This window comes from Haloarcula amylovorans (assembly GCF_004681185.1).
GTDB classification, from domain to species: domain Archaea; phylum Halobacteriota; class Halobacteria; order Halobacteriales; family Haloarculaceae; genus Haloarcula; species Haloarcula amylovorans.
Genome location: NZ_SRIF01000007.1, coordinates 49,726 through 75,588, shown reverse-complemented (window position 1 = coordinate 75,588; position 25,863 = coordinate 49,726). Strand labels below are relative to the sequence as shown.

The window sequence follows — 25,863 nt, the reverse complement described above, 5'->3', positions numbered from 1 at the left end:
TTAACTACCTCTTCGTGATCGGCGCCGTCACGGCTATCTTCACCACGATGCCTGTCAGTTCGCTGAGCGCGGCGTATCCTCTTTGTTCTTAGGGAGAACGAGACGCTCCTGGCGACGTTTGCTCGGACAACCGACTAGACTGAGTTTCGTGGGTCGGAGTCGCGTTTGTGATGGCCGCAAGCGGCGTCCTCGTGACGTTTCGCTCCCCTTCTACCAGCTCGTCTCTCCATTGTCTGGACCGGATTCCAGGTATCAACCTGTTCTAGTTCTTGGATCTCCGGTTTATCCGACCAGCGTCAAGCCCTCGTTCCGCGTCCCCGCCGTCGTCGCCTTCCTCACCCTCAGCTTGACCATGTTGGGTCTCGGCTCGACTGAGGTCCAGTACTCTCTCGCAGCTCTCGGCCTCATCGCAGCGTCGTACGTCGTTCGACAGCAGGCCCGACGACACACGCTCGACTAGCAGGCATCGACGTGAGGACGAGACAGTAAATCAACAATAGAAACTCCAAGCGACACGATAATAGACCCACTGATTATATATGACGGTATGAACAACAGACGCGTACATGCCCGTAGCCTGGCTGAGCGCAATCAGCACGAGCGATGTCGATACCGCTGGCGGAAAGGGAGCCTCCCTCGGCGAACTCCGAGACGCTGGCCTCCCCGTCCCTTCGGCGTTCGTCGTCACTGCAGACACCTACCGCACGTTCATCGAAGAAGCCGGCATCGCCATGGAACTGTTCGAAGCTACTGACGTTGACGGTGAAGATTCGACAGCCCTTGCCACTGCCGAACAGCGAGCGCGGGAACTCATCCTCGGCACCGACCTTCCCGAGAGTGTCGCATCTGACATCCTCGACGCCTACGATGACTTCCAGAACAATCCCTTTGTTGCAGTGCGTTCGTCGGCCACGGCGGAAGACTTGCCCGACGCCTCCTTTGCCGGGCAACAAGAAACGTTCCTCAACGTCTCCCGCGCGGATCTCCTTGAAAAGGTCAAACGGTGCTGGGCGTCACTGTTCACCCAGCGGGCGATCTACTACCGCGACGAACAGGGCTTCGACCACGAAGCCGTCGACATCGCCGTCGTCGTCCAGCGCATGGTTGATGCCGAGAAATCCGGCGTGATGTTCACGAGCCACCCCTCGACCGGCGAGCCCGAGATAACCGTCGAAGCCGCGTGGGGTCTGGGCGAAGCCGTCGTCTCAGGCGCTGTCTCACCCGACAACTATACCTACGACCGAGAGGCGGAGTCTGTCGAGACAGTGACTGTCGCCACCAAAAAGACGATGCACGTCAAGGACAACGAAACCGGTGAGACCGTCGAGAAGTCAGTTCCCGACGAGAAACAAACCGAGCGCGTTCTTGACGATGAAGAACTCGACAGCCTCCATCGACTGGGTGAACTCGTCGAAAATCATTATGACCAACCGCAAGACGTCGAGTGGGCTATCGACGATGGCGGCGTCTTTCTCCTGCAGTCCCGACCCATCACGACCATCGACGAGCAGACCAATGGGGCTGCCACGCAGAACAGTGGTGGCGACAGCGATGACAGCTCACCCGATGGGAGCGTCCTCGTCGACGGCCTCGGCGCAAGTCCGGGGACAGCAACCGGGTCGGTTCGCATCGTCGGGACATTAGACCAGCTCGACAAGGTCAATCAGGGCGACATCATCGTCACGGAGATGACCACGCCCGATATGGTCCCGGCGATGAAGCGAGCGAGCGCGCTCGTCACCGACGAAGGCGGGATGACGAGCCACGCCGCAATCGTCTCACGCGAGTTAGGCGTGCCCGCGGTTATCGGCTCGGAGACCGCGACTCAGACTCTTATCGACGATCAGGTCGTCTCCATCGATGGCAACCGCGGTGTCGTCGCCGACGGCCACCGCACGCCCACCGACAACGGCGACGCTGACAGCGATTCGTCAATGGTGCCGCGAGCAGGGAGACAGGGTAGCAAGCCCATGACAGCGACTGACATCAAAGTCAACGTCTCCATCCCCGAGGCCGCGGAACGGGCGGCAGCGACCGGGGCCGACGGCGTGGGGTTACTCCGCATGGAGCACATGGTGCTCTCGACGAATAAGACCCCACAGCAGTACGTCGAAGATCATAGCGAAGAAGCGTTTATAAACACCCTGACCGACTCGATGCGAACAGTGGCCGAGGAGTTCTACCCCCGACCGGTGCGCATTCGCACGCTCGACGCACCAACCGACGAGTTCCGTCAACTGGAGGGTGGCGACGACGAACCTCGCGAACACAATCCGATGCTCGGCTACCGCGGTATCCGCCGCTCGTTAAACGAGCCGGAGACGTTCACACTCCAGTTGCGTGCGTTCAAGAAACTCTACGAGATGGGCTACGACAGCCTCGAATTGATACTCCCGCTCGTGAACGACGCTGAGGACGTTCAGCGGGCGAAATCGTTGATGCGGGAAGCCGGTATCAACCCCGAAAAGCGCGACTGGGGGGTGATGGTTGAGACGCCGGCTAGCGCCCTCTGCATCGAAGAACTGTGTGAGACGGGATTGGACTTCGTCTCCTTCGGGACGAACGATCTTACGCAGTACACGCTCGCCGTCGACCGCAACAACGGGACTGTCGCCGACCGCTACGATGAACTCCACCCGGCGGTGATGCGGTTGCTCCACGACGTTATCGAGACGTGCCGGGAGTACGACGTCGCGACAAGTATCTGCGGACAGGCGGCCTCGAAGCCCCGCATGATTCAGGAACTGGTCGATACAGGTATCACCTCCATCAGCGTCAACGTCGACGCCGTCCACGACGCCCAGCGCGAGGCCAAGCGCGTTGAACAACGGCTCATCCTCGAATCCGTTCGAGACTGAGTCCCTTCAGCGGGCTACGAGATTAGTGGGTGCGATTCTATCTACCCACACTCCAGCTCCCGATATAGGATTTTAATAGATGGAACTCATTCCGTGATGTATGCCCACCTCGGAACAGGTTTCACAGACAGCAGAATTCACCGTCCAGAACATCGGCGGTATCGACAGTACCCAGGTTTCGATTCCACCCGGCGTAACTGTCCTGACCGGTAAGAACGCGACCAACCGGACGTCATTCCTCCAATCTATCATGGCGGCTATGGGAAGCAATCAGGCGACACTCAAAGGCGATGCCGATGAAGGACGCATCCAATTGAACATCCATGGCGAGACCTACGAACGGACACTCACTCGTGCCGGTGATGCAGTCGCGTTCGATGGTGACGGCTACCTTGACGACCCCGAGGTCGCCGATCTCTTCGCATTCCTGCTGGAGACTAACGAAGCACGCCAGTCTGTTGCCCAAGGTGACGACCTTCGCGAAATCATCATGCGTCCCGTGGACATCGACGACATTAAAAATAGAATACGCGAATTAGAGGGTGAAAAAGACGACATCAATGACGAACTAGCTACTATCGAAGACAGAAAAACGGATATACCGAAACTGGAACAACGAAGAAACCAGATACAAGAACAGATACAGGAGAAGAAGGACGAACTCGAGGAAAAAGAAGCTGAGCTAGATGAAAGTAACCGTGATATCGAGTCGAGTCGGGAGGATCAGGAAGAGTTAGAAGCGAAGCTTGACGACCTTCGCTCGACACGCTCAGACCTCGAATCAACGCGTCGCCAGATCGAGACACAAAACGAGAGCATCTCCTCACTCAAACAGGAGCGAAGTGATCTTGAAGACGAACTCGAGGACCTGCCCGAGACGCCGATGGGCGATCACCAGCACCTTGAAACCGAAATCGAACAGCTCCGCGAGAAACGGCAAACACTGAACTCCCAGATCTCGGATCTTCAGAGTCTTATCCAGTACAACGAAGAGCGATTGGAAGATGAGGACTACGAGGTTCTCGAAACGCTCGACGATTCTGAGCAATCCGAGTCATCTGGGTCGCCGACTGACGAATTGCTTGGTAATGACGATGATTCGGTTACCTGTTGGACGTGTGGGTCGACGGTCGAACGTGAGCAAATCGAGAACACTGTTGAGCGTCTTCAGGAGCGCCGTCAAGATCTAGTACAGGAGCTCAACGATGTCAAGTCCGAGCTGGAAGAGCTGAAGGCCACCCAGCGCGAAGCCAAACAGCAGCAAAACGAGCGTGAGCAAATCGAGCGTAAGCTCACCGATATCGAGGATGAAATTGAGAGCCGCGACGCGCAACTCGACTCGCTCAAATCCCAACGTGAAGAACTGACCGATGACGTCGAATCGCTCGAAGCCGACGTCGACGATCTCGAGTCGGATGACTTCGAAGAGGTGCTGTCGCTCCACAAAGAAGCCAACCAGCTGGAGTTCGCGATCGACAGTCTAGAATCTGATCTAGAGGAAATCACCGAGGAAATCGAAGAGATTGAAGACATGCTCGACCGAGCCGACGACCTCCGAGAGGAACGCGACGAGTTACTCGAACAGCTGACCGACGAGCGGACGAAGATCGACCAGATCGAAGCCGACGCCGTCGATGAGTTCAACGAACACATGGACGCGATGCTCGAGATTCTAGACTACGAGAACCTCGACCGGATCTGGATCGAACGTGTCGAACAGACCGTGCGTGAGGGCCGCCGGAAAGTCGATAAGACGGCGTTCGATCTCCACATTGTCCGAACGACGGAAAACGGGGCGGCCTACGAAGATACGGTTGCGCATCTCAGCGAGAGTGAGCGCGAGGTGACAGGACTCATCTTCGCGCTCGCTGGCTATCTCGTTCACGACCTCTACGAGACGGTCCCGTTCATGCTGTTGGATTCACTGGAAGCGATCGATTCGGCCCGGATCGCCCAACTCGTCGAGTACTTCGAGGACTATGCCGAGTATCTCGTGGTTGCCCTGCTCCCGGAAGACGCGCAGGCGCTGGACGACAACGTGAATCGGGTTACTGCTATCTGAACAGCAACTCACAGCTCAAACTCTTATATAGGGGACTCGAATAGACCCTACTGGAATGTCTCTCATTGTCAAAGCAGCGGTGAAGGATGCACTGTCGGAGCACAATGTCTCGGCGGATTTCTATGAGACACTTGATGCGGAGGTCGCTGAACTACTCGAAGACGCTGCCGAGCGTGCTGAAGCTAACGACCGAAAGACGGTCCAGGCACGCGACCTCTAAGGCACACTCGAAATTTTGTCTCGTCCGCGCTGGATCAGGCCCTGTTTTAAGAGGTGTGTGGGAGCACGGTACTACAATGAGTCTCTCAGCAGCGTCAATTGCGGTAGAAAATGTCGTCGCGTCGAGCGACATTGGTCAGGAACTGGCTCTCGAATCACTCGCCATGGATCTCGATGGAAGTGACTACGATCCGGAAAATTTCCCCGGATTGGTCTATCGGATGCACGATCCCAAGGCCGTGGCGCTAATTTTCCGCTCGGGAAAAGTGGTGTGTACCGGGGCGAAAAGCGTAGACGATGTTGAGACTGCCCTCGGAGAGGTCTTTGATGAACTCCGTAGCTTGGGCGTCGAGGTTGACGACTCACCAGCGATCGATATCCAGAATATCGTCTCGAGCGCTGATCTGGGCGCGAATCTAAATTTGAATGCGATTGCAATCGGACTCGGCCTTGAGCACATCGAGTATGAACCAGAACAGTTCCCGGGACTTGTCTATCGACTCGATGACCCGGATGTCGTGGCACTGCTGTTCGGCAGCGGGAAACTCGTCATTACGGGTGGCAAGCAGTTGACCGATGCCGAAGACGCACTCTCGGTAATCGAAGATCGACTCACTGATCTCGGGTTACTGGAGTGAGTTTCTGCGATAAAATGGTCGCTGTGTATGATAGCGGGGAAATAGAGTTTCGCGTGCGACGCTTACAGCGACTGCTACTCGCTTCATTTCACTACTATTCGTAACTGGGGTACTATTATGCGCTAATTTATCCACTCACAGCTTCTGACATCCGTTCAGCGGAGTGGCGGGCCCGTCTCAGGATGTGTTGTAGAGACCAGTCCGCCAGTTAATGACTGTCTCATTAGTATTCGACGGTTGCCTGCTGCTGGTCGCTATTCATTATAAGCCTCTCGCCTATCAGAGGCAGACAAAATCACGTCTTGAGTTAGACTTCACTAGTAGTGAGAGCGGCTTGGTGTGTGGGAGAATTATAGGATAAAAATACATTCTAAAGCGGACTGATTGCTAAGAGAGTAATCTAAATGAAACTAGTGTCGCGTCTACGAACCACGGCTTTCTGGTCATCGGGGAATATCCGTATTTGCTCTACCCCCTAAAGGGGGGTAGAGCTAATATAGACTTGAACCAATACCACTCGATACATTTTTTATCTACCCACTTGTGAATCTCACTGAGATTGGAGTTGGTTTCACGATAGCTACGACATCAAAATTCAAATAAATCTGACACCGGTTTAGACGAGATCGCCTCCGCGGTGACTGGGTGCGTGTGACGCGGCCCGCTCGTGGGGGTAATCAGGGTAACCAGTAGTATCGCCAGCCAACCAGAGCAATCAGTAGCAAACCCCAATATGAGTATCAAACCGACCTCAGCGAATGACTCGCCCTCTAATCAGCGCCGAACTTTCCATACCCGTATTCGGGCGGTACTGCTCACCGCACTCAGCAACCCCCGGTTTCGGTCGCTTCTCCAGCTGTCGCTTATTACTGTTCTCTTTAGTGGGTCTGACGATGTAGGCCACCGCCTCTGCCTTGACCTCCAAGCGGGATTTCTCCTCACCGGGTTCACGCTCGAAGTGCATGGCTGCATGGGCAAATTCGTGAATGAGCGTGCTCGCAAGATCTGCTCTGTTCTCGAGGTCGATCACCTCTACGACCGGGTTCGTCGTCGTCGGACTCCGCCGTTCACACACCCCGCGTGCCGACCCATGCTTCCACTCATCGGAAGCAACGATAGTCGCATCAACACCGATAGCGTCGGTTGCAGCCAACAGGTCTTCGACGAGGCCATCTGCATCACCATAGGCTTCGGTTTCGAGGTCGGGCAGCGGCTCCCCCTCGGTCTGAGAGATATCGAACACGCTGGTCGGCCGAAAGCCGACTAGCCCGCGTGACCACTCGTCGGGGTCGGTCTTGTCGTACTCACAGTCCGTATTTGCGTGATACGAGGGTGAGTTGCCACACTCAGGGCACTTGTTGGTGATGATGGGTGCCCAAATCCAGATGGCGTCTTCGCCCTGCTGGACGTGTCGGTCGAACTCTGCTTGCCACGTATTGTACCCAGCGACCTTGGTTGCGTTGGGGCACTGCAACTGGATGAGCAGCGTGTTCCGGGCCGAGTAATCGTGGAACATCGACTGGACCTCCAGCCACTGCTGGAACTGTTCGCTGGCCTGGGCCTCGTCAGTCAGCTCGGCGAAGTCTTCAACCCACGTATCGAGTTGGTCGCGCATATCGTCGGCTCGGGTGTCCGAATCGTCGAAGGAGTGCGTGGTTTGCTGGCTAGATGTCGCTGCGTCGGGAAGGTCGGTTTGCATCGTCGCCATTGGTCTGTATTGGGACGCACTCTCGGGTGCGCCCCCGCACTCCCTGGGGGGCAGAAAATCCACGCTGTTGCGCGTATTAGCGGTGAGAGACTGCGGTGCTACTGAACAGCGAACGCTCAGTGCTGACTACAAGTAATCGAGAGACTAGCTGGACGCATTGTTAGAGGAAGGATCAGAACCCGCTGTAGGGCAAGAAACAATCGCTGCTCGATCCTTCTTGAAGACAGGTTAGGGCCAGTTAGGAGGCAATTCGTCTACGTGGTTTTCGATCAAATCGAGAAGTGGCTCGATCTCGTCGTACCGGGGCCCCTTCGAGACCTCGCCAGTTTCTCGGTGCCACTCGATATAGCCCGCCTCAGCCAGCTTTGGGAGGTGGGTATGGATCAGTGAGTGCGGGTCATCTGACTGCCTGCACCACGAAACACGAAGTCAGACTCGTGTTTCGTCGCTCCCTCTGGGAGGGCGAACAGAATCAAGCGCCGCTGGCACTTTGCGAACATATCGAGGACCCTGTCCATCTTCGATCCTCCTAACACACCCCGTGAGACACTCTCACCCACCAATCTGTTGTGATTAATCGCCATGAATATAAACATTTCGTTTAATTAACATACTGAGACGGCACGTCTTCTGTGAGAGAAATTGCAGTGAGGCTACTCGCTTGCAGCCGCCCAGCCCACGTAGAAGTACGTGAAACTTGCTCCGATTAAAAACGATTCTTGACAGCGAATGAGCTAGCAGTTGAGCCTCTGGAAGGATCTTGATGACGCACTGCAGAAGGGGCGCCGATAAGGATGTAAGCACACAAGTTGTCCTTCAGTAGTCAATACATTTCTATCACAGCATTATTTCCGGGATTTTACCCCCCATATACATTTAATATCCGTTTGTTGAAAAGATATTGCATATTACAACAGAGATTTATCTGCAAAAGGGTTGTATTGGGAGGGATAGTAAATCTATATCGAGATTTTTGTGTCCAGAGTATATCTTGTGGCCACATATTTCCCAATAGGATCTATTGATAGATTTAGATAAGGCGGTTTTATTCGAAAGGTTGCTCATATCTCTCAAATATGCGAATAGGACCATCAATCGTCAGATGGAGAGGATTAGAAATTGACCAGCCTCAAACAATGCTACCAAGAAAAATTTATGCAGTTGGAACCGCCAGCACTGAGCGATGTTTGAGTCACCTGACCAAATTGTCGATTTGAGTAATCCGATTGACGAGAGTATCCCGACATGGCCAACGTTCGAGCCAGTTCGGTGCGAGCAGACTGACTGGGCCGCACGGGATGGGTTTACCATGGAGCGTATTGAAATGGCTTCACATACCGCCACTCATGTCGATGCACCACGACACTTTATTCCAGAAGGGAGAACACTCGACGATTTTTCTATCGAGAAATTCATGGGTGAAGGGGTCGTCCTTGATCTTGCGCCCAAGGAACCAGAGAACGGAATCACGAAGTCTGAAATTGAACAGTATGAGTCCGAGATTCAATCTGGAGACGTTGTTATGCTTCACACTGGATGGGATGAACACTACGGACGAACACCAGAGTATCTCTTTGAGTTCCCGTTTCTCACTGGAGAGGCGGCAGAGTATCTAGCGTCACAATCCCCCAAAGCTGTAGGGATTGACACAGCGAGTGTCGGTGGGTGGGTTGACGAGGCCCCTGCACATGGTCCAGCAACGGATGTGCAACCTGACGAATCCCATCTCCCGCTCCTCGAAAATGATATTATCCCGATAGAGGAATTACGGAATCTTGACACAGTTCTCGACGGACAGGATTCCCGCCGTGCGTTCTTCTGTTATACTCCCCTCAACTATCAGGGGACTGGCGGGGGCTCCGTTCGTGCGTTCGCCATGTTATAAGCCTCGTTGAGACAATCTCCAAGCACTCATCACGTTCAGCCTATAGAGCGATGACTTACTGTATTGGCCGAACAAACACGAACTATAATACCGTGGAGTAAAAATCCGATATTGGCTATGCCAGATTATACTGCAGATTTCGATGGTAAGACTGTTATCGTTACCGGTGGTACGTCGGGAATCGGTCGGGAAATTGCTCGGCGTTTCGGCGAGGCAGGAGCAACGGTATTGAACGCGGATATCGATAGCGAACCGAAAGACGCTGAGTTGCCGACTCACGAACGAATCCGCAAGGACGGTGGCGATGCAGAATACGTCGAAACGGATGTTTCAAATCCAGATGACCTCGTCGCGGTGGTCGAAGAAGCACGGGAATACGGCGGTGTAGATGTAATGGTCAACAATGCCGGGCTGTTCGTTGGTGGTGATCTGTTCTCTGTTACTCAGTCTGAGTTCGACAAGATATTCGGTGTTAACGCCCGTGGCGTCTTCTTTGGCTGTCAAGCCGCCGCAGAGGATATGGTTGACCGAGATGTCTCGGGATCGATAATCAACACGGCGTCTATCAGTTCCTGGGACGCGCAGAAAGAGCAGATACAGTATGATGCGACGAAGGGCGCAGTGAAGATGATTACACGAGGTGCTGCACTCGAACTCGCGGAACACGATATTCGAGTAAACGGTATCGGTCCGGGTCAGATAGCGACGGAGTTTATTGAGGACTGGTCTGAAGAGGCACCAGAAGCCGCACAGGATGAAGACTTCATCAAGCCGATTCCCCTCTCCCGTGCCGGATATCCAAAAGATGTCGCTGGAACGGCTCTTTTCCTTGCCAGTGACGATGCGGCGTACATCTCTGGCGAGATCATCATGGTTGACGGCGGCTGGCAGATTATCTGACCGTCGGCCTACTCTCCGTTCTCGGCGAGTTCTGCAGCCATCTCGACAGCATCAACGAGACTGGATTCAGCCGCGATACCCTGCCCAGCGATATCGAAAGCGGTACCGTGGTCGACGCTCGTCCGGATAATGGGAAGCCCAATAGTCACGTTCACCCCACTGACAGTACTCTCGGAAGTCAGTCCAAGCATCTTGATTGGGATATGGCCCTGGTCGTGATACATCGCGACGACACAGTCGTGCGCACCTTGTGCACCGGCTTTGAATACCGCATCGGGAGATTCAGGCCCAACTGCATCGATTCCTGCGTCGGTCGCTCGCTCGATAGCAGGCCGAATCTCTTCGTCGTCTTCGGACCCAAGTAGCCCGCCGTCACTGGCATGGGGGTTCAGACCGGCAACTGCTATCGTTGGTTCGTCGATACCAAGCTGACGGAGTGCTTCGTCGGTAACACGAATAGTATCGAGAACGTTCTCAGTCGTTGCCTGATCGACCGCCTCTCGAAGTGAGACGTGCGTGCTCACGTGGCTGACTCGGAGGGCGTCTTCAACTAGCATCATCGCATAAGAGTCCGTATCCGTATAATCTGCGAGCATACCGGTGTGGCCAGCGTACTCGCTGCCAGCCATCCGAGTCGCCTGCTTATTTATCGGTGCCGTTGCGATGGCGTCGACGGTTCCAGCCTGTGCCGCCTCGATAGCGCGCTCGACGTACGCCAGACTCGCAGTCCCGTATTCCTCCCGGAGTTCCCCATGTTCTACTGAGTCTATGAGCCTTAGATCAACGACTGAAATCGCATCGGTGGATACACTCGGGTTATCGAGAGTCTCAACTACCTCGACAGTGAGATCGCTATTACAGATGTCTATTGCACGCTCGACGACAGACGCGTCACCGATGACGACCGGTCGTGCGAACTGACAAGCATCTGTGTAACCTTTCACGATTACTTCGCTTCCAATTCCGGCAGGGTCGCCCATTGTCACCGCTACAAGCGGCTTTTCAGTCAACATGCGAAATTATCTGCAAGGGGTACGTAAATTTGTTCCGGTAGTCAGAACTCGTCCTAGGGTTGCCACTAAATGCGCCGGAGGGAGTCCAAACAATTCAGTATCGTCCCAGCGTCACCGAATCCGCCAGCTTTGGTTACAAGACGGACAGTCTCTTGTGCCGCATTGTCGAATTGAGCGACTGGAATCCCCGCCTCGACCTCTTGACCAGTTAGTTCAATAGTATCGATATCAAGCCTGTCCAGTATTTGTTTGGCGACCGTTCCACCGGTAGCAAAGAGCCCAGTGGGGGATGTCGTCTGCCAACATTCTTCGGCAGCTGTCGTCAGTGCAGTTCCGATTCGACTCCGAACAGCCATCTCGTCGTATCCAAGCTCGCTTCCTAGTCGGTACGCGTCGATATCGTTAGTTGGATCGATGGACGCGATAACAGCGATATTAGACGATTGCATCGCCCGTTCCGCATGTTGTCCGGTCTCACGTCCAGCTGCTTCCGGTGCACTAAGCGCCCGTTTCAAATCGAGATAGGTAACCCAGTCGTCAGGGAGCGCCGACAATTGTGAGAGCGTCCGCTCATTCGTACTCCCAACGACTCCGAGTACTCGATTCTGTGTTGTCGGCGCGTTGGAGAGTTCGACGTGTGCTGCCAGGCCAGCACTTCCAACGTAGCTGTCCGTACCCACTCGTTCAGCAGCAGTAGCGATTACATCGAGGTGCCTTGCCGAGAGGGCATCACAGACAGCTAGTGTCGGCGATTCGGTCGAAATAGCGTCAAGCTCTGCCGCGGTAGCGTCGGCTCCCTCATCGATGATCTCGATTGGAATATGTGTAACAGGGTAAGCCGATTCCCTCAGAAGCGTCGGAATGTGTGACGTTGTGGGTGGCGACTCGCGGGCTTGATAGTCCATAGCAGATGTAATCGGTCTCTCGTCGACGAGGTGATAGCCGCCGACTGTGACTCGGTCGTTGGCTGGAAACGCTGGCGCAATGACAACGATGTCCGAACTCGTCTGATCAAGAACAGCCTCAATCTCTGGAAGGACATTTCCACGGAGCGTCGAATCTACTTTCTTATAGATGGTCGCTGCCGGACAACAGTCAATAACACTGGAGACAGCATCGTATGCCGTGCTCTCCTCACTTGTTCGCGAATCCGTATCTACGACGAGAACCTCAGTCGATTGTCCGAGATTCGAGATAGTGTCGTTAGACTGTGATTGGGCTGTAACTTTCGTAGTGTAGCCTCTGGTAGCGAACTGCTGTCCAGTATCCGTTGCCCCTGTCATATCGTCGGCGATTACGAGCGCCTCGTACATCAGTTCTGGAACCACCGAATCAGTGATGAAATTGGGATCACACCCAGATGACGACTAGTCTGTAACCCTTCCTGGACACCGGATGAAACATCGTGGAAGTGGTGCCGGTGTTCGAGTCGTCCAGAAGGCAGGAAAGCGTCGATACGACAAACGATTGGAAGTTTCTCGAGAGCCCGGAACGAACGGCACAGGGTGAAATTCTCTGTGTGGATCCTACTGAGTGACATACTGGGTGGACTTCACTGAGAGAAATAGGTCTTTCGCAGTCACCTAGATTTGCTCCGGAACTTGCTCCAACCCAGACAGAGCCAACTTACTATCCCACAATCGCCGCGCTAACGTCTCTTACCAGCTATCGAGAAAGCATCTGCAATTGGATTTCATTCGCCGTGGCCATGACTATCTCCGGAATCTGTTCGTTGAATCGCTCAGCTCGGAGCCGATGTGCTGGGCCGGAAGTAGCAATTGCACCAACGACTTCGTCTTCGTACAGAATCGGGCTCGAAATGGCCCGCCAGCCCTCGACGTTTTCACCGTCGTTCGTTGCGTATCCCTGTTCTCGGATCTGCTGGAGATTATCAAAGAAGTCTTCTCGGTCGTCGATCGTTTTCTCGGTTCGTTTCGTTAGCCCCTGTTCATCGAGTATCTCTCTGACTCTATCTTCAGGTAGATGGGCGAGGATCGCCTTTCCCCCAGCGATGTCGTGAAGAGTCGTCCGTTTCCCCACACTACCGTATGGTTGGACGGCGTTCTCTCCGAGCGCCTTCTCTACGAACACAGCCTCTCCAGCCTCTTCGACGATGAACCACGCAATGTCATCCGTTTGCTCGACGATGTCCCGAAGTCCCTCTCGCACAATTGTGATAATCCCGGTATCACGACGGACTGCCTCTCCCAAATCGAGAAATTTCAGACTAAGACTGTACGTATTATCGTTTTGCCGTAGATATCCCAGATCAAGCATCGTTGCCAAATACGTATGCACCGTGCTTTTTGTCAAGTCGAGCTCGGCAGCGAGTTCGGGGAGAGTCGTATTGCCGTGTTCTCGGATATAATCGATAATAGCGAACGTATTTTCGGCGGCATTGATGCGACGTTTGGGGGGTCCGTTGGCCATGTTTCGGCTAATCTACTCATGACAATATAACTAACGCTGTCCTAGTTGAGTCTGTGTTGCTTCTACTAACAGTGGCATCGGCAGTTGTGTTGACGAAAAGTATTAGATATTATCAAACGGAAGTATGTAACATCAGTACATCTGTTATTTGACTGGTTGGCTGTTCCCTACCGTTTCACGAGAGTCCTAGTTTGCTAGGATGTATCGGTGGTCTTCTTGACCTATACTCACCGTAATAGTGTCGAAATATGCATTCACAGTCCATTTAAGCAACATTCCAAATGAATCACGAAGGTCTATCTGCGTGAAGGAACCTCGCCATTAGATATTATCAAACAGAAATCGACGTCAGACGAAATCAGGTGGTTGTACCGAATGCAATTCGCCAAGAACGATAGAGACGTTTACGCTACCAACCCTGCTGATCATCGGTCGTTCCACTGCTGTTGGAGGTCATCTCCTTAACTTTCATTACCCACTAGGAATATGCAGTAAATGTAATGGTTGAGTTGTCGGTTCCCCAATCAGATACCTTACGAGCGGTCAACGACGTCAGCCCAGACGATTTTCCGCCGTTCGCGTACGTCAAGCGCCATCGAGACCCCCCACGAGTCAGAAACTTAGAGGCAGCAGCAACGGAAGCGATAGACGATATTTCCACGCTCGATACGCTCTCAATGGGGGCAGAGATTGCTATCACTGCGGGCTCGCGTGGTATCCATGATATGCCGGCATTCCTTGAAGCGGTGGTTACTGAACTATCGGATCGAGGCTTCAAGCCGTATATCATCCCCGCAATGGGGAGCCATGGTGGGGCTACCGCTGAAGGGCAAGTAGAGATGCTCAACTCTCTGGGTATCACCGAAACGTCGGTCGGCTGTGAAATCCGGTCTTCTATGGACGTTAACACCGTCGGCGAAGACGAGCGCGGTAAACCGGTCTTCGCTGCTGTCGACGCCCTCAATGCAGACGCGGTACTGCTGGCAAATCGAGTGAAATTACATACTGACTACAATGGCGCTGTCGAGAGTGGCCTTTGTAAGATGGCAGTCGTCGGATTAGGGAAACACCGCGGTGCGGAGGTGATGCACAACGCAGCCCTCGACCGTGGATTCGAAAACGTAATTCCCGAACGAGCAGAAATCCTGCTTGAAGAGACGAATATTGTAGGCGGGTTGGCCCTGCTAGAAAACGCGAACGAGCGAGCGGGTGTCATTGAAGGGGTCCCAGCAGACGAAATTCTTACTCACGAACCGGAATTATTGGAGCGTTCTGAAGAACTGTTCCCGACGCTGCCGGTCGACGACCTCGATCTTCTTATCGTCGACGAGTTCGGCAAAGATATCAGCGGTACCGGACTCGATACCAATGTCATTGGCCGGGTCAATTTTCATAACCAAGCGGAACCGGATTCACCGTCGATTACACGAGTATACGTTCGCTCACTAACCCCCGCATCGCACGGAAATGCACTCGGGGTCGGACTCGCAGATTTCGCCCATGAGGACGTTGCTGAGTCGATTGAGCTAACGGACATGTACGTCAACATCGCTACGAGCGGTGAACCGAACCGCGCGAAAATCCCGTTTCTGATTCCATCTGACGCAATGATGTTTGTCTTAGCGGCATCGACGACTGGCACACCTGACCCAGAGAATCTCCGAATCGCTCGCATCCAGAATACGATGGAACCCGATACATTGCAGGTTTCGAAACCAGTGGCCGACGAACTTCGAGGGAGGGACAATGTAGAGATTGGAGAACTGACTCAACTTTCGTTTAATTCCGAGGGAAATATCGAATCTGAACTGCGTTGATGAGAGTTGCAAGTGTTCTCACAGCTGGATATCCGTCGCTTGTACAACGAACCACTTCGAATATTCTAACCCAATTCGATGAAATAATCTTTCATGAGAAAACTTTAAGTATCAACACACAGTTCCTCAATCTGAAAGCATAATCATGATAGACCAGTTGATGCTGCTACAGTCGGGTGGCTTAGTCGGGGCTGCTCAGTTGTTACAGGAAGTGATCTCGGCGATGGGACCAGTGCTCCTGATGCCGCTGATAATCTTCGCGTTCGGCCTCCTCTTCGGAGTCAAAGCCCGCAAGTCGTTCAAGTTGGCACTGCTCGTCGGTGTCGGATTCATCGGCATTTTCGCGGTACTTGGCTACACGCTCGGGCCGATCGGAAGTACGATTCAGGCACTTTCTGAAGCATATGGCTTGAACCTCCGGGGTGTTGACGTAGGCTGGGCTCCGATCTCCGGTTTCACCTGGGCATTGGGTGTAACAGTGCTGATGATTCCTATCGGCTTTGCCGTCAACGCAATTATGCTCTTTGCTGGGCTGACGCGGACATTCGATGCAGACGTCTGGAACTTCTGGCACTGGGCGTTTAACGCAGGTATTGTCTACGTCATCACTGAGAGCTGGGTATTAGCTATCGCAGCTGGAATCATCGCCGAAATCATCACGCTACTTCTTGCCGATTGGACGGCCGAACTCGGACAGGAATATTTCGGTGTTCCGGGAACAAGCCTTCCACATACTGAGAGTGTCGCACAGGCCCCGTTTGCATTTGCTATCGACAAGGTTCTTCGGCGGGTCCCGGTCATCGGGTCCGTCGAAGTAAACCCCGAATCACTGGAAGACCGCTTTGGTGTATTCGGTGAGCCAATTGTGATCGGCTTCATGGTTGGCCTGTTCATCGGCGTGGTTTCGATGGAACCGCCGCTGGTTATCTTCCGCACGGCCATGCTCGTCGCAGCGCTGCTGACGCTGTTGCCGCGTATGGTTGGCCTCCTCATTGAAGGTATCCAGCCAATCGCAGATCAAGCGTCCGACTACTTCGAGAACAGCGATTGGTTCAACGCAGACGAGATCCACATTGGGATTGATGCTGGTCCGATCGGCCTTGCTGACACGCCTTCAGTCGTCTCTGGACTCCTCATCGCCCCGTACGCTGTGATGCTGGCATTCCTTCCTGGCGTCCAAATTATGCCGCTTGGGGACCTCGTGGGCATCCCAGTGTTCGCCTGTATGTGGGCTGCTGCGATCAGTAACGGGAATATCGTCAGAACGGTGATTAACGGTGCGCTTCTGACTACGATCATCACGTATGCAGCGTCATACTTGGCGCCCTACATGACCGAAATGGGACGAATCAGCGGTAGTCTATCGGATGTCGACACCAGTGCGGAGTTCGTGACTGCACTCGCAAAAGGTGGTCACTGGTGGATTCTGGGTGCGTCCTCACCCCTTGCACTACCTGGAAGCGTCGGTATTCGGACGGTCGCCTTCGGACTCGGTACGGCGGCGCTCGCTCTCGCCTGTTACTTCTGGACGCGAAACATGCCGGAAGAAGTTGCGCAAACCGACTCGGGCACGGTCGAAACACCAGACTCCGCCGCTACCCCGAGCGACGACTAACGGATAGCAGATTCCGAGTTTGCTGTTCAGGTATACAGGACTCCGAATCCGCTCATTTTATTATTGGAGATTCCGATAGAGATATCCGTAGATGACCAGAGACACCTCTTTTCGGGCACCGTCGTGTAACCGTATCATCTGGTGGGTTCAGCCATGACTACCGCTGATTCCGACCACTGTATCAGTGGTACCGGTGCGACCCCAGTGACAGGCGTTGGTACTGCGTGGAGATACGATGACAGTATAGCCCTTCCACCAGAGGCCGACGAAGACGAAGTCTACCCTCCTGCAGAACTCGAACGATACGAAACCGCTCGGCAGGCAGTCCACGATGCGCTCGATGCTGAGCGCGAACGCTCCCGCAAACAGGTCGGTGAGGAAGAAGCGGATATCTTCGGAGCACACAAGCAGTTTCTCGACGACCCGACTATTGTTGACGCAACACGAGACGCTATCAAGTCGGGATCGTTGGCTGAACATGCGGTCGCTGATGCCTTCGAGGAATCGATCGAACAGCTCGCTGCGACTGGTGGCCGGATGGCCGAACGAACCGATGATCTACGTGACGTTCGAAATCGGCTCCTTCGAGAACTGATTGATGAAGAAGATGCTGGTCTCGGTGATGTCCCTCCCGGCGTCGTAATCATCGCAGAGCGTCTCACGCCGAGCGAAACGGTCGCGCTGGATCCCGATGAGGTCGCAGGCTTCGTCACGGCTGAAGGCGGTCGAACGTCACACGCCGCCATTGTCGCTCGGTCACTGGGGATTCCGGCAGTCGTCGGCACTGGCGATAGTCTCGACGCTATCGCTGATGACGAGACACTACTTGTCGACGGCACCAACGGTGAAGTCGTTCGAAGTCCGGACGAACAGGCTATCGAAAATGCACAAGCAAACGAAACAGCAGAGGTCCGTGATGACCGCGTCTCAACTATCGGCAATCACCAGGTCGAAGTCGCCGCGAACGTCGGCTCGCTGCAGGCCGTCGAGAGTGCGGCCGACTTTGGTGCTGATGGGATCGGCCTGTTCCGTACCGAGTTTTTCTTCCTCGAACGTGACGCTCCGCCCACTGAGGAAGAACAGTTCGAAGCTTTCGAACGAGCGCTTTCGACGTTCAATGGGCAGCGAGTCCTCGTTCGGACACTCGACGTGGGTGGCGACAAACCCGTCCCCTATCTCGATGTCGAAGCCGGAACGAATCCCTTCCTCGGTCTCCGTGGGGTGCGACTGGCTCCCGGCGCGCGCCCGGAGCTGTTCAAGACACAAATACGGGCGCTTCTACGCGCCGCGGCGACCGAACACGGAGACGCCCTTGCAGTAATGTTTCCTCTCGTCGCTTCGGTAGAGGAATTAGACGAGGTCTTGGCGGTCGTCGAGTCTGTTGCAGAAACACTCGATGCAGAGGGTATAGACTACGCGATTCCTGAGTTCGGCGTAATGATCGAGACACCGGCAGCTGTCTTTCTTGCTCCCGAACTGGCCGACCGTGTCGAGTTCTTTAGTATCGGTACTAACGACCTCACGCAGTACATCGCCGCTGCCTCGCGCGAAGAGGAGCGCGTGGAGTCGCTACATGACCCGCTCTCACCCGCCGTTCTGCGCGCTATCAAGCAAGTTATCGAAGCGGCCCACGCTACCGATTGTTGGGTCGGAATGTGTGGTGAGATGGCCGGCGACCCCAAGATGGCGCCGTTGCTTGTCGGTCTTGGTCTCGACGAACTCAGCATGAGTGCGGTGACGATTCCTGAAGTGAAGTCGGTTGTCGACGGATTGTACGACGAGGCTGCTGAGTCGCTGGCAGACGACGCACTCGCCGCGTCGAGTTCTACGGAAGTGGCGTCGCTAATCGACGAGTGGTCCTGAAAACGGAAAATAGGGCTACGGACTACTGCCGGACTACTTGAGGTTTCGATACTCATCGAGGCCTTCGATGAGGGCCTCGATTTCTTCGTCATCTAGAACTATCGGATCGCCGATGTTGCGTGCCTGATAGTGAATTCGCGCAGTGTACTCTATCATCTGCGCGGTTTCGAGCGCGTGTTCGACAGTATCTCCGACCGCGATGACCCCGTGGTTTTGGAGTAGACATCCGTTGTACTCATCGCCGAGCGCATCGACAGCATGCTGCCCCAACTCTTCAGATCCTGGCAGGTCAAACTTTGCAACAGGAATCTCAGTGCCAACGAATTCCACCAAGTAGTGTGAGGCCGGTATTTCCTCGCCCAGCGCAGCGAACGTCGTCGCATACGGCGAATGAGTATGGACTATCGCCCCGACATCCGGGCGTTCCCGGTAGATCATTGTGTGCATCGGCGTCTCACTTGACGGGTCGAGTTCACCTTCGACGTGTTCAGCGTCCGTTGTGACGATAGGGACGTCTTCTGCGTCGATTCGTCCATAGGGGATTCCGGATGGACTGATTGCCACTTTCCCATCCGCACCTCGCTGACTGAGATTGCCACCAACGCCTTCCGTCAATCCCTTGTCTAACATTTCACGGCCGAACTTTGCAACTGCAGCACGCTCTTCACCGAGGACTAGCTCTTCCGCCATAACGTCATTCAGGTACTTGTCCATTCTATATAAGAATTCGTGATTCCAATGCGACGATCCGCGTACGAGTTGCAACACGTATATTATGGAGGATACAAAACTGGGTAACGACGTTACTACCCATGGAAAAGACTGTCACGTTAACGCACGAAAAGGGATTGCATGCTCGACCTGCGTCTGTGTTCGTCCAATCGGCATCGGAATACGACGCGTCAATAGAGATCCACGCTGATGGCGCAACCGCTAACGCAAAAAGCAGCGTTGCGATTCTCTCACTGAATGCTGAAGAGGGTGATGAGATCACCATTACTGCAGACGGTGACGACGAAGACGCAGCCGTTGAGAGGTTAGCAACCCTCGTTCGTGATGACTTCGAACTCGAATCGGAGGCCTAGAAAATGGAAACAGACATCGTTCATTTTGGTGCCGATTCTTCGACTGAAGCCCTCGAATCGCTTGTCTCTGTTGCAGAGTCTAACGAGTACGTGACGGATGCGTATCGCGAAGCGCTCCTCGATCGGGAAGTGGAATACCCCACTGGAATTTACATCCCGCCGCTAGATTACGGTGTCGCCATTCCACATGCCGATGCAGACTTAGTCACTGAGCAGGCGCTGATCGTCGGCCTCCCAGAGTCATCGGTCGCCTTCAACAGTATGGAGTCTCCCGACGAAACAGTCGACACCGAACTCGTGTTACTACTGGTCGTCAAAGACACTGATGGCTATTCGGAATTCCTCTCAAACCTCGTTCCTCTCTTCCAAGAGGAATCGTTCTACGAAGAGGTTCAGGCCGGCAACGGCGACGAAATTGTTGCTAAAATCAGAAATGCCTGTCTCTGATTCGCTCACTCAGAGTTCAGACTACGGATTCGTATTCATGGTGAATCGTGAGGTCGCCGTATCCCATCGAGCTGAGGAATTCCTCTAACTCCGTAAGCACCTTTCCCTGCGGGCGGTAGTGGATTGAGAGCCAAGAGACGTCATAGAGAAATTCAACGTTTCCGGCTATTGTCTTGTCGTCAGTGCTGGTCGAAACGATGACGGTTCGGCTGGTTTTCTTCCAACTGTGAGTACCGACGACGGTCCAAGCCGGACTACCCGCAGTGAAGATTAGGACGGAATCGCTACCTGCTCTATCGAGTTCGTACTCGTTGTCGGTAAAACACTGTCTCACCTCGGCTAGAAACGAGGACGGATCTTCGACAGTGACGTGACAACGAACTTTGCGTCCCATGCTACTGGAGATCTATTTGAGTTCGTTGGCCAGTTCTTCGTATACCTCATCTTCACCGAATCCAGTCATGAGGTTCACTCCGTCTATGATGGGGACGTCGCTGTCGAGGTCAGGCGCATTACCGGACATGATGACGACGGCGTCAGCATTATCGATCTGACTCGGCAGCTCTCCGATTCGCGCGGTAGAAATGCTGATTTCGTTCTTATTGAACCCGTAGTCGGTCATGTTCTCTTCGAGTTTACTCTTTGCAGCTGAGGAAGTTGCGGATGCACTACCACAGGCCGCTAGTACTTTGTACGGCATCGTTCATCTCATCTATTTCCATCCTATTATCTTTTGTGGAGAACGCCAAGGATTCCTGCGAGCGTCTGCGAGTAGCCGTGGTATTGCAAGAAGAACGCGGGAAGAAATGATGTGAGTCACTATCAAGAGAATCCGACGATGATTGCGATGACGCCTGTAAAAACGACCGCTGGACAAGAGAGAGAATCTCTGTGATCTCATCACGGTTGACCTGGTCGCGCATCGGCTGATCAGGTTGGCGGGATTCAGACGACGAATTCCGGCCGCAACTAATCCTGCAGTCGGAATCGCAACGAGCGTCCCAAGCGCCACCGCGGGCCGCCAACCGAACTGACCGCAATCCATGAGACAACGACTGAAGCTAAGAGACCAGCAAGCAGTGCCCCAGAATTATGGATCCCAATAGCGGTCCCAATCCCGCCGTATATCCGCGTAATGAGCGCCGTCGCGACGCTATAGTGAAGTCCAGCGACAGCTCGTAAAAGGATGACACCTAAGACAAAAACACCGAACGTTGGAGCAGCAACGATAAGCAATGCCGGAAGACCGGTGCCCGCCACCGAAATGAGAATAAGATATTTATCACCAAATCGGTGAGAATCCTGCTCGGGAATTGCGTCAGGGCATATGTTACCCACATCCCGGTTAATGCCCCGCCGATCAACTTATTGGACGTGTGAAACTCCGTCGCGAGGTCAGGAACAACTGAACTAAGCGCAAGCCGGCAAATACCGAAAAATAGGGCGAGCGTACAGAGAGCTAATACAGTCATCTTATACTGCCAATCATCATTCTCTGTCTTATCTGTGGTTTCAGCTTTTCACTTAAGCGAGGTGCGATCTCTGCTAGCTTTTGTATTTCAGAGGTTATAGATCTATATCGAGGGGAAATAGCCGAATAGCAGCCAATGTAAGGATTGAATGCCAGATATTGCTGCAAATTTTGAAAATGCATTAGTATATATTACCTAATTGCCCCATCTGTATGCACTTTTAGAGGAATGTCAATGTATCTGCTATCATTCGTCGGCTTATAAATCCATATAGTGAATTTTTGTGTTCGTATCTGCTATTTCTCTATTCAGAATTGGCCACATGCATTCACTAATCGTTCAGCACGGGTCTGTACTCATTTCTCAAGCTGCAGGAATCGTCAATCTGAATCTACGCCTTGTCCTGTACTCTTGCGACTGCCAACCCCATATGGAAGTACGCGAGCGCTTGATTCGACTCGAAGACTCCTCTCGACGGCAAATGAGCGAGCAGCTGCTCCGCTGGGATAGCGTCGACTACTCCCTCGGCACGGAGGTCCTCGACGAGATCGTGTGCGAGCGACTCGTCGATACACAGTGGATCCGTTCCTCTGTCGCGGTCGGTGGCTAGCTGGCGGCGCTCGAATCGTTCGTAATCTGGAATCGTCTCGTTCATCGTGTCACGGGAGGTCGCCCCCTCACTCCAGTAGGGGTTCAGAAAAACCGACTAACCAACAGCCGACGAGATAGCCACCGGAGTGTTGGTTAGCGACACACCACTCTGTCCGGAGCTTTTCGATCAAGAACGCGGTCAGGTCGGCAGCTTCGGTGCGATCATGAACTGGCAGACGCCCTCGGCGTCGGGGAATGGTGCGTAGTCGTAACCGTACTACTCCACGGGACGAATTGTATCACCATCTCGACGGACCCGGTCGAACGTTGAGAGATACGCGATCCGGTCGTGAACCTCGTCGGTATCCAGCTCCAGTTCAGCGGCCAGTTTGTCGACGGTCATCGGCTCGTCGAGTGCCTGGAGAACTTCGAGCCCCCGGTAGTACCTATTCGTGAGCTCCTGGACGCGGTCTTCGATCGGCGTGGTCACCCCGTACCGCTCCTCGAGTTCGACCAGGGCCTCGTTCGCGAACGTGGCGAACTGATCGTCACCCAGGCGTTCGATCTGGGTTTCGAGTTCATCTCAGACGACGTCGTAATCGAGGCCGGCTTGCACAAGCATATTCATGTCCTCGATGTCGTCGTCGCGGCCTGCGATTAGTTTGAACAGGAAGATATCCTCGTTGCTGACCAGCCGGACCGTCAGTCGATCCGTGCTGAGGAACGGCTCGCTGCGCTCTTGCATCCCGTCGGTGAGCACGAGCTTGTTCGCGACCTGCTGGTTGAAGATGTCGAGGCGACACCCATCGTCGTTCTCGACGCAGCTGGTCGCGCCCAGCGCCCGATAATCTGGATCCAACGACTGGACCTCCGCATACCCGAGGTCCATCAGAACGGCCCACAGCTGGCCGTACGCGTCGCCATCCGGGACAACCAGGTCGATATCTTTCGTCGCCCCCTTGAGGTCGCGCAGCGACATCGCGCCACCACCAATCAGGTAGACGGTGAGCGGTTTAGATAGCCCCGCCTGAAGACGGAGGTATGCGCTATCGGTCTGTATCAACGAAAACCGGTACTACTACTGGCAGTGGCGGGAAGGCGACAAAATCAAATCAAGATATAAGGAACCTGTCAGTCCAGATGAGTAGCCCAGCTACCGGTCTGAGATTTAAGTTGATAAACATCCTCACTGGTGTTTTCACTTCGATAACGGGGGTGTGGACGATAGTGAGCTACTGGTCAATGTCGACATGCGCTGGATCAGGATCCATCTTGAAGACGACATTGGGTTCCCAGAGGAGACGATGCTCCTTGTAGGTCCCCTTGCCCATCCCACCGTGTTCTTGGTTCGATTCCGTCACCTCAAGGAATGCGAGCTCACTGAGCAACCCTCGAATTGTATCAGTCGTGAGCGTGTCTGTCCCTTCGACGTTACAGACCTTCTTGTAGATATCGTAAATAACAGTCGTCCGGAACCAGACATTGTCTTCGGCGTTGTTAGTGAGATTTGCGAGCGCGTAAAGGATGTACTTACTGTGTGGTGGAAGCCCGGCGATTAGTTCTTTCAGCCGTTCGACTTCGGCTTGTTCTTGGGCAAGTTCAAGGTGATCTTCTGTTACTTCACCGATGTTATTGTTTTTGGCGTAGTCACCTGCGTGACGGAGGAGACGAATCGCTTTCCGAGCGTCACCGTGCCGTTGGGCTGCCAACGCAGCCGTTTTCGGGATGACTCCGGGATTGAGGACCCCGTCGTGGAATGCATCCTTGCGGTTTTCGAGGATTTCCCGGAGCTGCTCGCCATCGTACGGGTCGAAGATGGTTTCATTATGACCGAGGCTACTCTTGACCCGTTCAGTCATCTGCTCGCGGAAATTCACCTTGTTCGAGATGGAAATGATGCCGATAGGGACGTCGACTTTCCCGGCTTCGCGAGCCCTGGAAAGAAGCATCAACACGTTATCGTCGCCGAGCCGATCCACCTCGTCAAGTGTGATGAGTGCTGCGTCGTACTCTTGGTTGAGGATATTCCAGAGACGGTTATAATACTCGTTTGTAGAAATCCCTCGTGTCGGTACCTTCACACCAGAGGATGGTTTGTTGATCGATTCGGCGATCGTCTGGATCGTGTCGGCTTCCCCCTTCGCCTGCGCACAGTCAACTGTTACCGTCGCTAACCGCTTTCCCCGTCGGTCAGCTTCATTCCGAGCACGTTCCATGACGTGGTTTGCGACGAGTGACTTCCCAGAGCCGGTTTTTCCATACAGAATGACAGAGTTGGGGGGAGAGCCAGTCACCGCAGGGCCGACCTCGTTCGCGAGTTCCGTGATGTGTTTGTCCCGGCCGACGATTCGATTCTCGTCGGGGACGTGGTCGATATTGAGAAGTTCACGATTCGCAAAAATATCGTCCCCTCCGGTTTCATCGACGGTCTGGAAGAGTTCATCAGGCTCCTCCAGGTCACCGCTCTCGTTACCGTCCATGAGGGTTGTTTCACCAAACCACATCAAAAGCCTTGGGACTTGACTCCGAGTTAGAGATGGTCTCTACACAGTGAATTCGACCGTGAGAAAGGAAGAGAGGATAACTTTGAATCCAGTGTAGACCCACCTATTTCCGAGTTAGAGGTGTCAGGACGGTAGTTGAGAGCGATTCCCACATTGATGCAAATAGTTGTTGGAAATCCATTGACACTGGCACAGTCGACGAAACAAAGACACACCCGATTCCGAGTTAGTTTTCAAAGTGAGAGTTAGAGTGAAATAATCCGAATAGAGTTTGACCAAGCTCAATCACTAGGGAGAGATAGTTTTGAGAGGGTTCGGATATCCGTAGAGTGGAACGAGTAAGCACAGTGCGACGAATCAGACCGAGTTCTCGGTGTCGCGGTGAAGACCTCGGACTGGTCCCGAGGGGATTTGCACCCACACACCAGATTCCGAGTTAGTAGAGTAGGATGTCACGAGTGAAGACTGAGTCTCATCCTCTGTATATCGAATCCTAGAGACGAATGCCTAGAGACACACACCTGATTCCGAGTTAGTTGGGGGAATGTTGACAGGGTGACTGGCTAAGAGGGTTGTACTAACTCGGAACTAGGTGTGTCCGTACTAGTTACTAGACTAGTAAACTAGGAACAAACAGAGAATAACAACAGCAACAGCCACTAGAATGAATACAGTTGCTAGAGTCTCTAGACCGGTGAAATCTAACAGTCGTAAATGTCCCACTCAGCAACTTCGAGTGGTGGACCCGCAATCCAC

At 53.8% G+C, this 25,863-nt stretch carries 22 protein-coding genes and 1 pseudogene; 11 read left to right on the top strand and 12 right to left on the bottom strand.

Annotated elements, in window-relative coordinates:
* Window positions 1-566: 566 nt before the first annotated feature.
* The 4 genes from ppsA (at window position 567) to E4S61_RS19335 (ending at window position 5,777) form a co-directional block, all read left to right on the top strand.
* Entirely contained in the window at window positions 567-2,858 is a 2,292-nt protein-coding gene (gene ppsA, locus E4S61_RS19350; protein ID WP_135305583.1) for a pyruvate, water dikinase, read from the top strand.
* Window positions 2,859-2,958: 100 nt separating this feature from the next.
* Window positions 2,959-4,920 (top strand): archaea-specific SMC-related protein, encoded by a 1,962-nt coding sequence (locus E4S61_RS19345; RefSeq protein ID WP_135305582.1) that lies wholly within the window; start codon window positions 2,959-2,961, stop codon window positions 4,918-4,920.
* A 55-nt stretch (window positions 4,921-4,975) separates the two neighbouring features.
* Window positions 4,976-5,140 carry a DUF1931 domain-containing protein gene (locus E4S61_RS19340; protein WP_135305581.1) on the top strand — a complete coding sequence of 55 codons (165 nt, stop codon included), beginning with the start codon at window positions 4,976-4,978 and terminating at the stop codon, window positions 5,138-5,140.
* 76 nt (window positions 5,141-5,216) lie between these two features.
* Window positions 5,217-5,777 (top strand): TATA-box-binding protein, encoded by a 561-nt coding sequence (locus E4S61_RS19335; protein ID WP_135305660.1) that lies wholly within the window; start codon window positions 5,217-5,219, stop codon window positions 5,775-5,777.
* Window positions 5,778-6,528: 751 nt separating this feature from the next.
* On the opposite strand, the gene E4S61_RS19330 is transcribed toward E4S61_RS19335, so the two are convergent.
* The 3 genes from E4S61_RS19330 to E4S61_RS26575 all read right to left on the bottom strand — a co-directional run bounded on the left by E4S61_RS19330 (window position 6,529) and on the right by E4S61_RS26575 (window position 8,003).
* The gene (locus tag E4S61_RS19330) at window positions 6,529-7,485 is read right to left on the bottom strand and encodes an ArdC-like ssDNA-binding domain-containing protein (protein WP_245180865.1); all 957 of its coding nucleotides are present in this window, start codon (window positions 7,483-7,485) and stop codon (window positions 6,529-6,531) included.
* A 228-nt stretch (window positions 7,486-7,713) separates the two neighbouring features.
* Window positions 7,714-7,848: a hypothetical protein gene (locus tag E4S61_RS27015; protein ID WP_449405170.1), complete on the bottom strand. Its 135-nt coding sequence runs from the start codon at window positions 7,846-7,848 to the stop codon at window positions 7,714-7,716.
* 20 nt (window positions 7,849-7,868) lie between these two features.
* Window positions 7,869-8,003, bottom strand: coding sequence for a hypothetical protein (locus E4S61_RS26575; protein WP_280663820.1), 135 nt, complete (start codon window positions 8,001-8,003; stop codon window positions 7,869-7,871).
* 665 nt (window positions 8,004-8,668) lie between these two features.
* On the opposite strand from E4S61_RS26575, the gene E4S61_RS19320 reads away from it, so the two are divergent.
* Together E4S61_RS19320 and E4S61_RS19315 are read left to right on the top strand one after the other, a co-directional pair.
* Window positions 8,669-9,370: a cyclase family protein gene (locus E4S61_RS19320; RefSeq protein WP_135305580.1), complete on the top strand. Its 702-nt coding sequence runs from the start codon at window positions 8,669-8,671 to the stop codon at window positions 9,368-9,370.
* A 117-nt stretch (window positions 9,371-9,487) separates the two neighbouring features.
* Complete coding sequence (locus tag E4S61_RS19315) at window positions 9,488-10,270, top strand: SDR family NAD(P)-dependent oxidoreductase (RefSeq protein WP_135305579.1); 783 nt, start codon at window positions 9,488-9,490, stop codon at window positions 10,268-10,270.
* An 8-nt stretch (window positions 10,271-10,278) separates the two neighbouring features.
* On the opposite strand, the gene pdxA is transcribed toward E4S61_RS19315, so the two are convergent.
* The 3 genes from pdxA to E4S61_RS19300 form a co-directional block, all read right to left on the bottom strand.
* Entirely contained in the window at window positions 10,279-11,283 is a 1,005-nt protein-coding gene (gene pdxA, locus E4S61_RS19310; protein ID WP_135305578.1) for a 4-hydroxythreonine-4-phosphate dehydrogenase PdxA, read from the bottom strand.
* A 65-nt stretch (window positions 11,284-11,348) separates the two neighbouring features.
* A complete protein-coding gene (locus tag E4S61_RS19305; protein ID WP_135305577.1) occupies window positions 11,349-12,596 on the bottom strand; it encodes a four-carbon acid sugar kinase family protein in 1,248 nt (415 codons plus the stop codon).
* A 352-nt stretch (window positions 12,597-12,948) separates the two neighbouring features.
* Entirely contained in the window at window positions 12,949-13,713 is a 765-nt protein-coding gene (locus E4S61_RS19300) for an IclR family transcriptional regulator (RefSeq protein ID WP_135305576.1), read from the bottom strand.
* Between the two features lie 500 nt (window positions 13,714-14,213).
* Between E4S61_RS19300 and E4S61_RS19295 the strand changes: the two genes are divergently transcribed.
* The 3 genes from E4S61_RS19295 to ptsP all read left to right on the top strand — a co-directional run bounded on the left by E4S61_RS19295 (window position 14,214) and on the right by ptsP (window position 19,008).
* Window positions 14,214-15,530, top strand: coding sequence for a beta-ketoacyl-[acyl-carrier-protein] synthase family protein (locus E4S61_RS19295; protein ID WP_135305575.1), 1,317 nt, complete (start codon window positions 14,214-14,216; stop codon window positions 15,528-15,530).
* Between the two features lie 145 nt (window positions 15,531-15,675).
* Complete coding sequence (locus tag E4S61_RS19290; protein WP_135305574.1) at window positions 15,676-17,145, top strand: PTS transporter subunit IIC; 1,470 nt, start codon at window positions 15,676-15,678, stop codon at window positions 17,143-17,145.
* 153 nt (window positions 17,146-17,298) lie between these two features.
* Complete coding sequence (ptsP, locus tag E4S61_RS19285) at window positions 17,299-19,008, top strand: phosphoenolpyruvate--protein phosphotransferase (RefSeq protein ID WP_135305573.1); 1,710 nt, start codon at window positions 17,299-17,301, stop codon at window positions 19,006-19,008.
* 33 nt (window positions 19,009-19,041) lie between these two features.
* On the opposite strand, the gene E4S61_RS19280 is transcribed toward ptsP, so the two are convergent.
* On the bottom strand, window positions 19,042-19,722 hold the full coding sequence (locus E4S61_RS19280; RefSeq protein WP_209309564.1) for a class II aldolase/adducin family protein: 681 nt from the start codon (window positions 19,720-19,722) through the stop codon (window positions 19,042-19,044).
* Window positions 19,723-19,820: 98 nt separating this feature from the next.
* Between E4S61_RS19280 and E4S61_RS19275 the strand changes: the two genes are divergently transcribed.
* On the top strand, window positions 19,821-20,093 hold the full coding sequence (locus E4S61_RS19275; protein ID WP_135305572.1) for an HPr family phosphocarrier protein: 273 nt from the start codon (window positions 19,821-19,823) through the stop codon (window positions 20,091-20,093).
* 3 nt (window positions 20,094-20,096) lie between these two features.
* The gene (locus E4S61_RS19270; protein ID WP_135305571.1) at window positions 20,097-20,540 is read left to right on the top strand and encodes a PTS sugar transporter subunit IIA; all 444 of its coding nucleotides are present in this window, start codon (window positions 20,097-20,099) and stop codon (window positions 20,538-20,540) included.
* Window positions 20,541-20,556: 16 nt separating this feature from the next.
* Here the strand turns inward: E4S61_RS19270 and E4S61_RS19265 are convergent, their stop codons facing one another.
* From E4S61_RS19265 to E4S61_RS19245, 5 genes and pseudogenes are all read right to left on the bottom strand, one after another.
* Window positions 20,557-20,934 carry a hypothetical protein gene (locus tag E4S61_RS19265; RefSeq protein WP_135305570.1) on the bottom strand — a complete coding sequence of 126 codons (378 nt, stop codon included), beginning with the start codon at window positions 20,932-20,934 and terminating at the stop codon, window positions 20,557-20,559.
* 12 nt (window positions 20,935-20,946) lie between these two features.
* Window positions 20,947-21,240 (bottom strand): PTS sugar transporter subunit IIB, encoded by a 294-nt coding sequence (locus E4S61_RS19260; protein ID WP_135305569.1) that lies wholly within the window; start codon window positions 21,238-21,240, stop codon window positions 20,947-20,949.
* Window positions 21,241-22,403: 1,163 nt separating this feature from the next.
* Entirely contained in the window at window positions 22,404-22,667 is a 264-nt protein-coding gene (locus E4S61_RS19255; protein WP_135305568.1) for a hypothetical protein, read from the bottom strand.
* Between the two features lie 213 nt (window positions 22,668-22,880).
* Window positions 22,881-23,666 (bottom strand): annotated as a pseudogene (locus E4S61_RS26810) (DUF6036 family nucleotidyltransferase).
* A 169-nt stretch (window positions 23,667-23,835) separates the two neighbouring features.
* Complete coding sequence (locus E4S61_RS19245) at window positions 23,836-25,083, bottom strand: orc1/cdc6 family replication initiation protein (RefSeq protein ID WP_135305567.1); 1,248 nt, start codon at window positions 25,081-25,083, stop codon at window positions 23,836-23,838.
* Between the last annotated feature and the right edge of the window lie 780 nt (window positions 25,084-25,863).

Excerpts from the sequence above, each read along its gene's own strand:
- E4S61_RS19340 (WP_135305581.1), top strand. The coding sequence starts at position 4,976 with ATGTCTCTCATTGTCAAAGCAGCGGTGAAGGATGCACTGTCGGAGCAC.
- E4S61_RS19255 (WP_135305568.1), bottom strand. The coding sequence starts at position 22,667 with ATGAACGAGACGATTCCAGATTACGAACGATTCGAGCGCCGCCAGCTA.
- ptsP (WP_135305573.1), top strand. The coding sequence starts at position 17,299 with ATGACTACCGCTGATTCCGACCACTGTATCAGTGGTACCGGTGCGACC.
- ppsA (WP_135305583.1), top strand. The coding sequence starts at position 567 with ATGCCCGTAGCCTGGCTGAGCGCAATCAGCACGAGCGATGTCGATACC.
- pdxA (WP_135305578.1), bottom strand. The coding sequence starts at position 11,283 with ATGTTGACTGAAAAGCCGCTTGTAGCGGTGACAATGGGCGACCCTGCC.
- E4S61_RS26575 (WP_280663820.1), bottom strand. The coding sequence starts at position 8,003 with ATGGACAGGGTCCTCGATATGTTCGCAAAGTGCCAGCGGCGCTTGATT.
- E4S61_RS19335 (WP_135305660.1), top strand. The coding sequence starts at position 5,217 with ATGAGTCTCTCAGCAGCGTCAATTGCGGTAGAAAATGTCGTCGCGTCG.
- E4S61_RS19305 (WP_135305577.1), bottom strand. The coding sequence starts at position 12,596 with ATGTACGAGGCGCTCGTAATCGCCGACGATATGACAGGGGCAACGGAT.
- E4S61_RS19290 (WP_135305574.1), top strand. The coding sequence starts at position 15,676 with ATGATAGACCAGTTGATGCTGCTACAGTCGGGTGGCTTAGTCGGGGCT.
- E4S61_RS19270 (WP_135305571.1), top strand. The coding sequence starts at position 20,097 with ATGGAAACAGACATCGTTCATTTTGGTGCCGATTCTTCGACTGAAGCC.
- E4S61_RS19295 (WP_135305575.1), top strand. The coding sequence starts at position 14,214 with ATGGTTGAGTTGTCGGTTCCCCAATCAGATACCTTACGAGCGGTCAAC.
- E4S61_RS19345 (WP_135305582.1), top strand. The coding sequence starts at position 2,959 with ATGCCCACCTCGGAACAGGTTTCACAGACAGCAGAATTCACCGTCCAG.
- E4S61_RS19315 (WP_135305579.1), top strand. The coding sequence starts at position 9,488 with ATGCCAGATTATACTGCAGATTTCGATGGTAAGACTGTTATCGTTACC.
- E4S61_RS19280 (WP_209309564.1), bottom strand. The coding sequence starts at position 19,722 with ATGGACAAGTACCTGAATGACGTTATGGCGGAAGAGCTAGTCCTCGGT.
- E4S61_RS19260 (WP_135305569.1), bottom strand. The coding sequence starts at position 21,240 with ATGCCGTACAAAGTACTAGCGGCCTGTGGTAGTGCATCCGCAACTTCC.
- E4S61_RS19265 (WP_135305570.1), bottom strand. The coding sequence starts at position 20,934 with ATGGGACGCAAAGTTCGTTGTCACGTCACTGTCGAAGATCCGTCCTCG.
- E4S61_RS19330 (WP_245180865.1), bottom strand. The coding sequence starts at position 7,485 with ATGGCGACGATGCAAACCGACCTTCCCGACGCAGCGACATCTAGCCAG.
- E4S61_RS19320 (WP_135305580.1), top strand. The coding sequence starts at position 8,669 with ATGTTTGAGTCACCTGACCAAATTGTCGATTTGAGTAATCCGATTGAC.
- E4S61_RS19300 (WP_135305576.1), bottom strand. The coding sequence starts at position 13,713 with ATGGCCAACGGACCCCCCAAACGTCGCATCAATGCCGCCGAAAATACG.
- E4S61_RS19245 (WP_135305567.1), bottom strand. The coding sequence starts at position 25,083 with ATGGACGGTAACGAGAGCGGTGACCTGGAGGAGCCTGATGAACTCTTC.
- E4S61_RS19275 (WP_135305572.1), top strand. The coding sequence starts at position 19,821 with ATGGAAAAGACTGTCACGTTAACGCACGAAAAGGGATTGCATGCTCGA.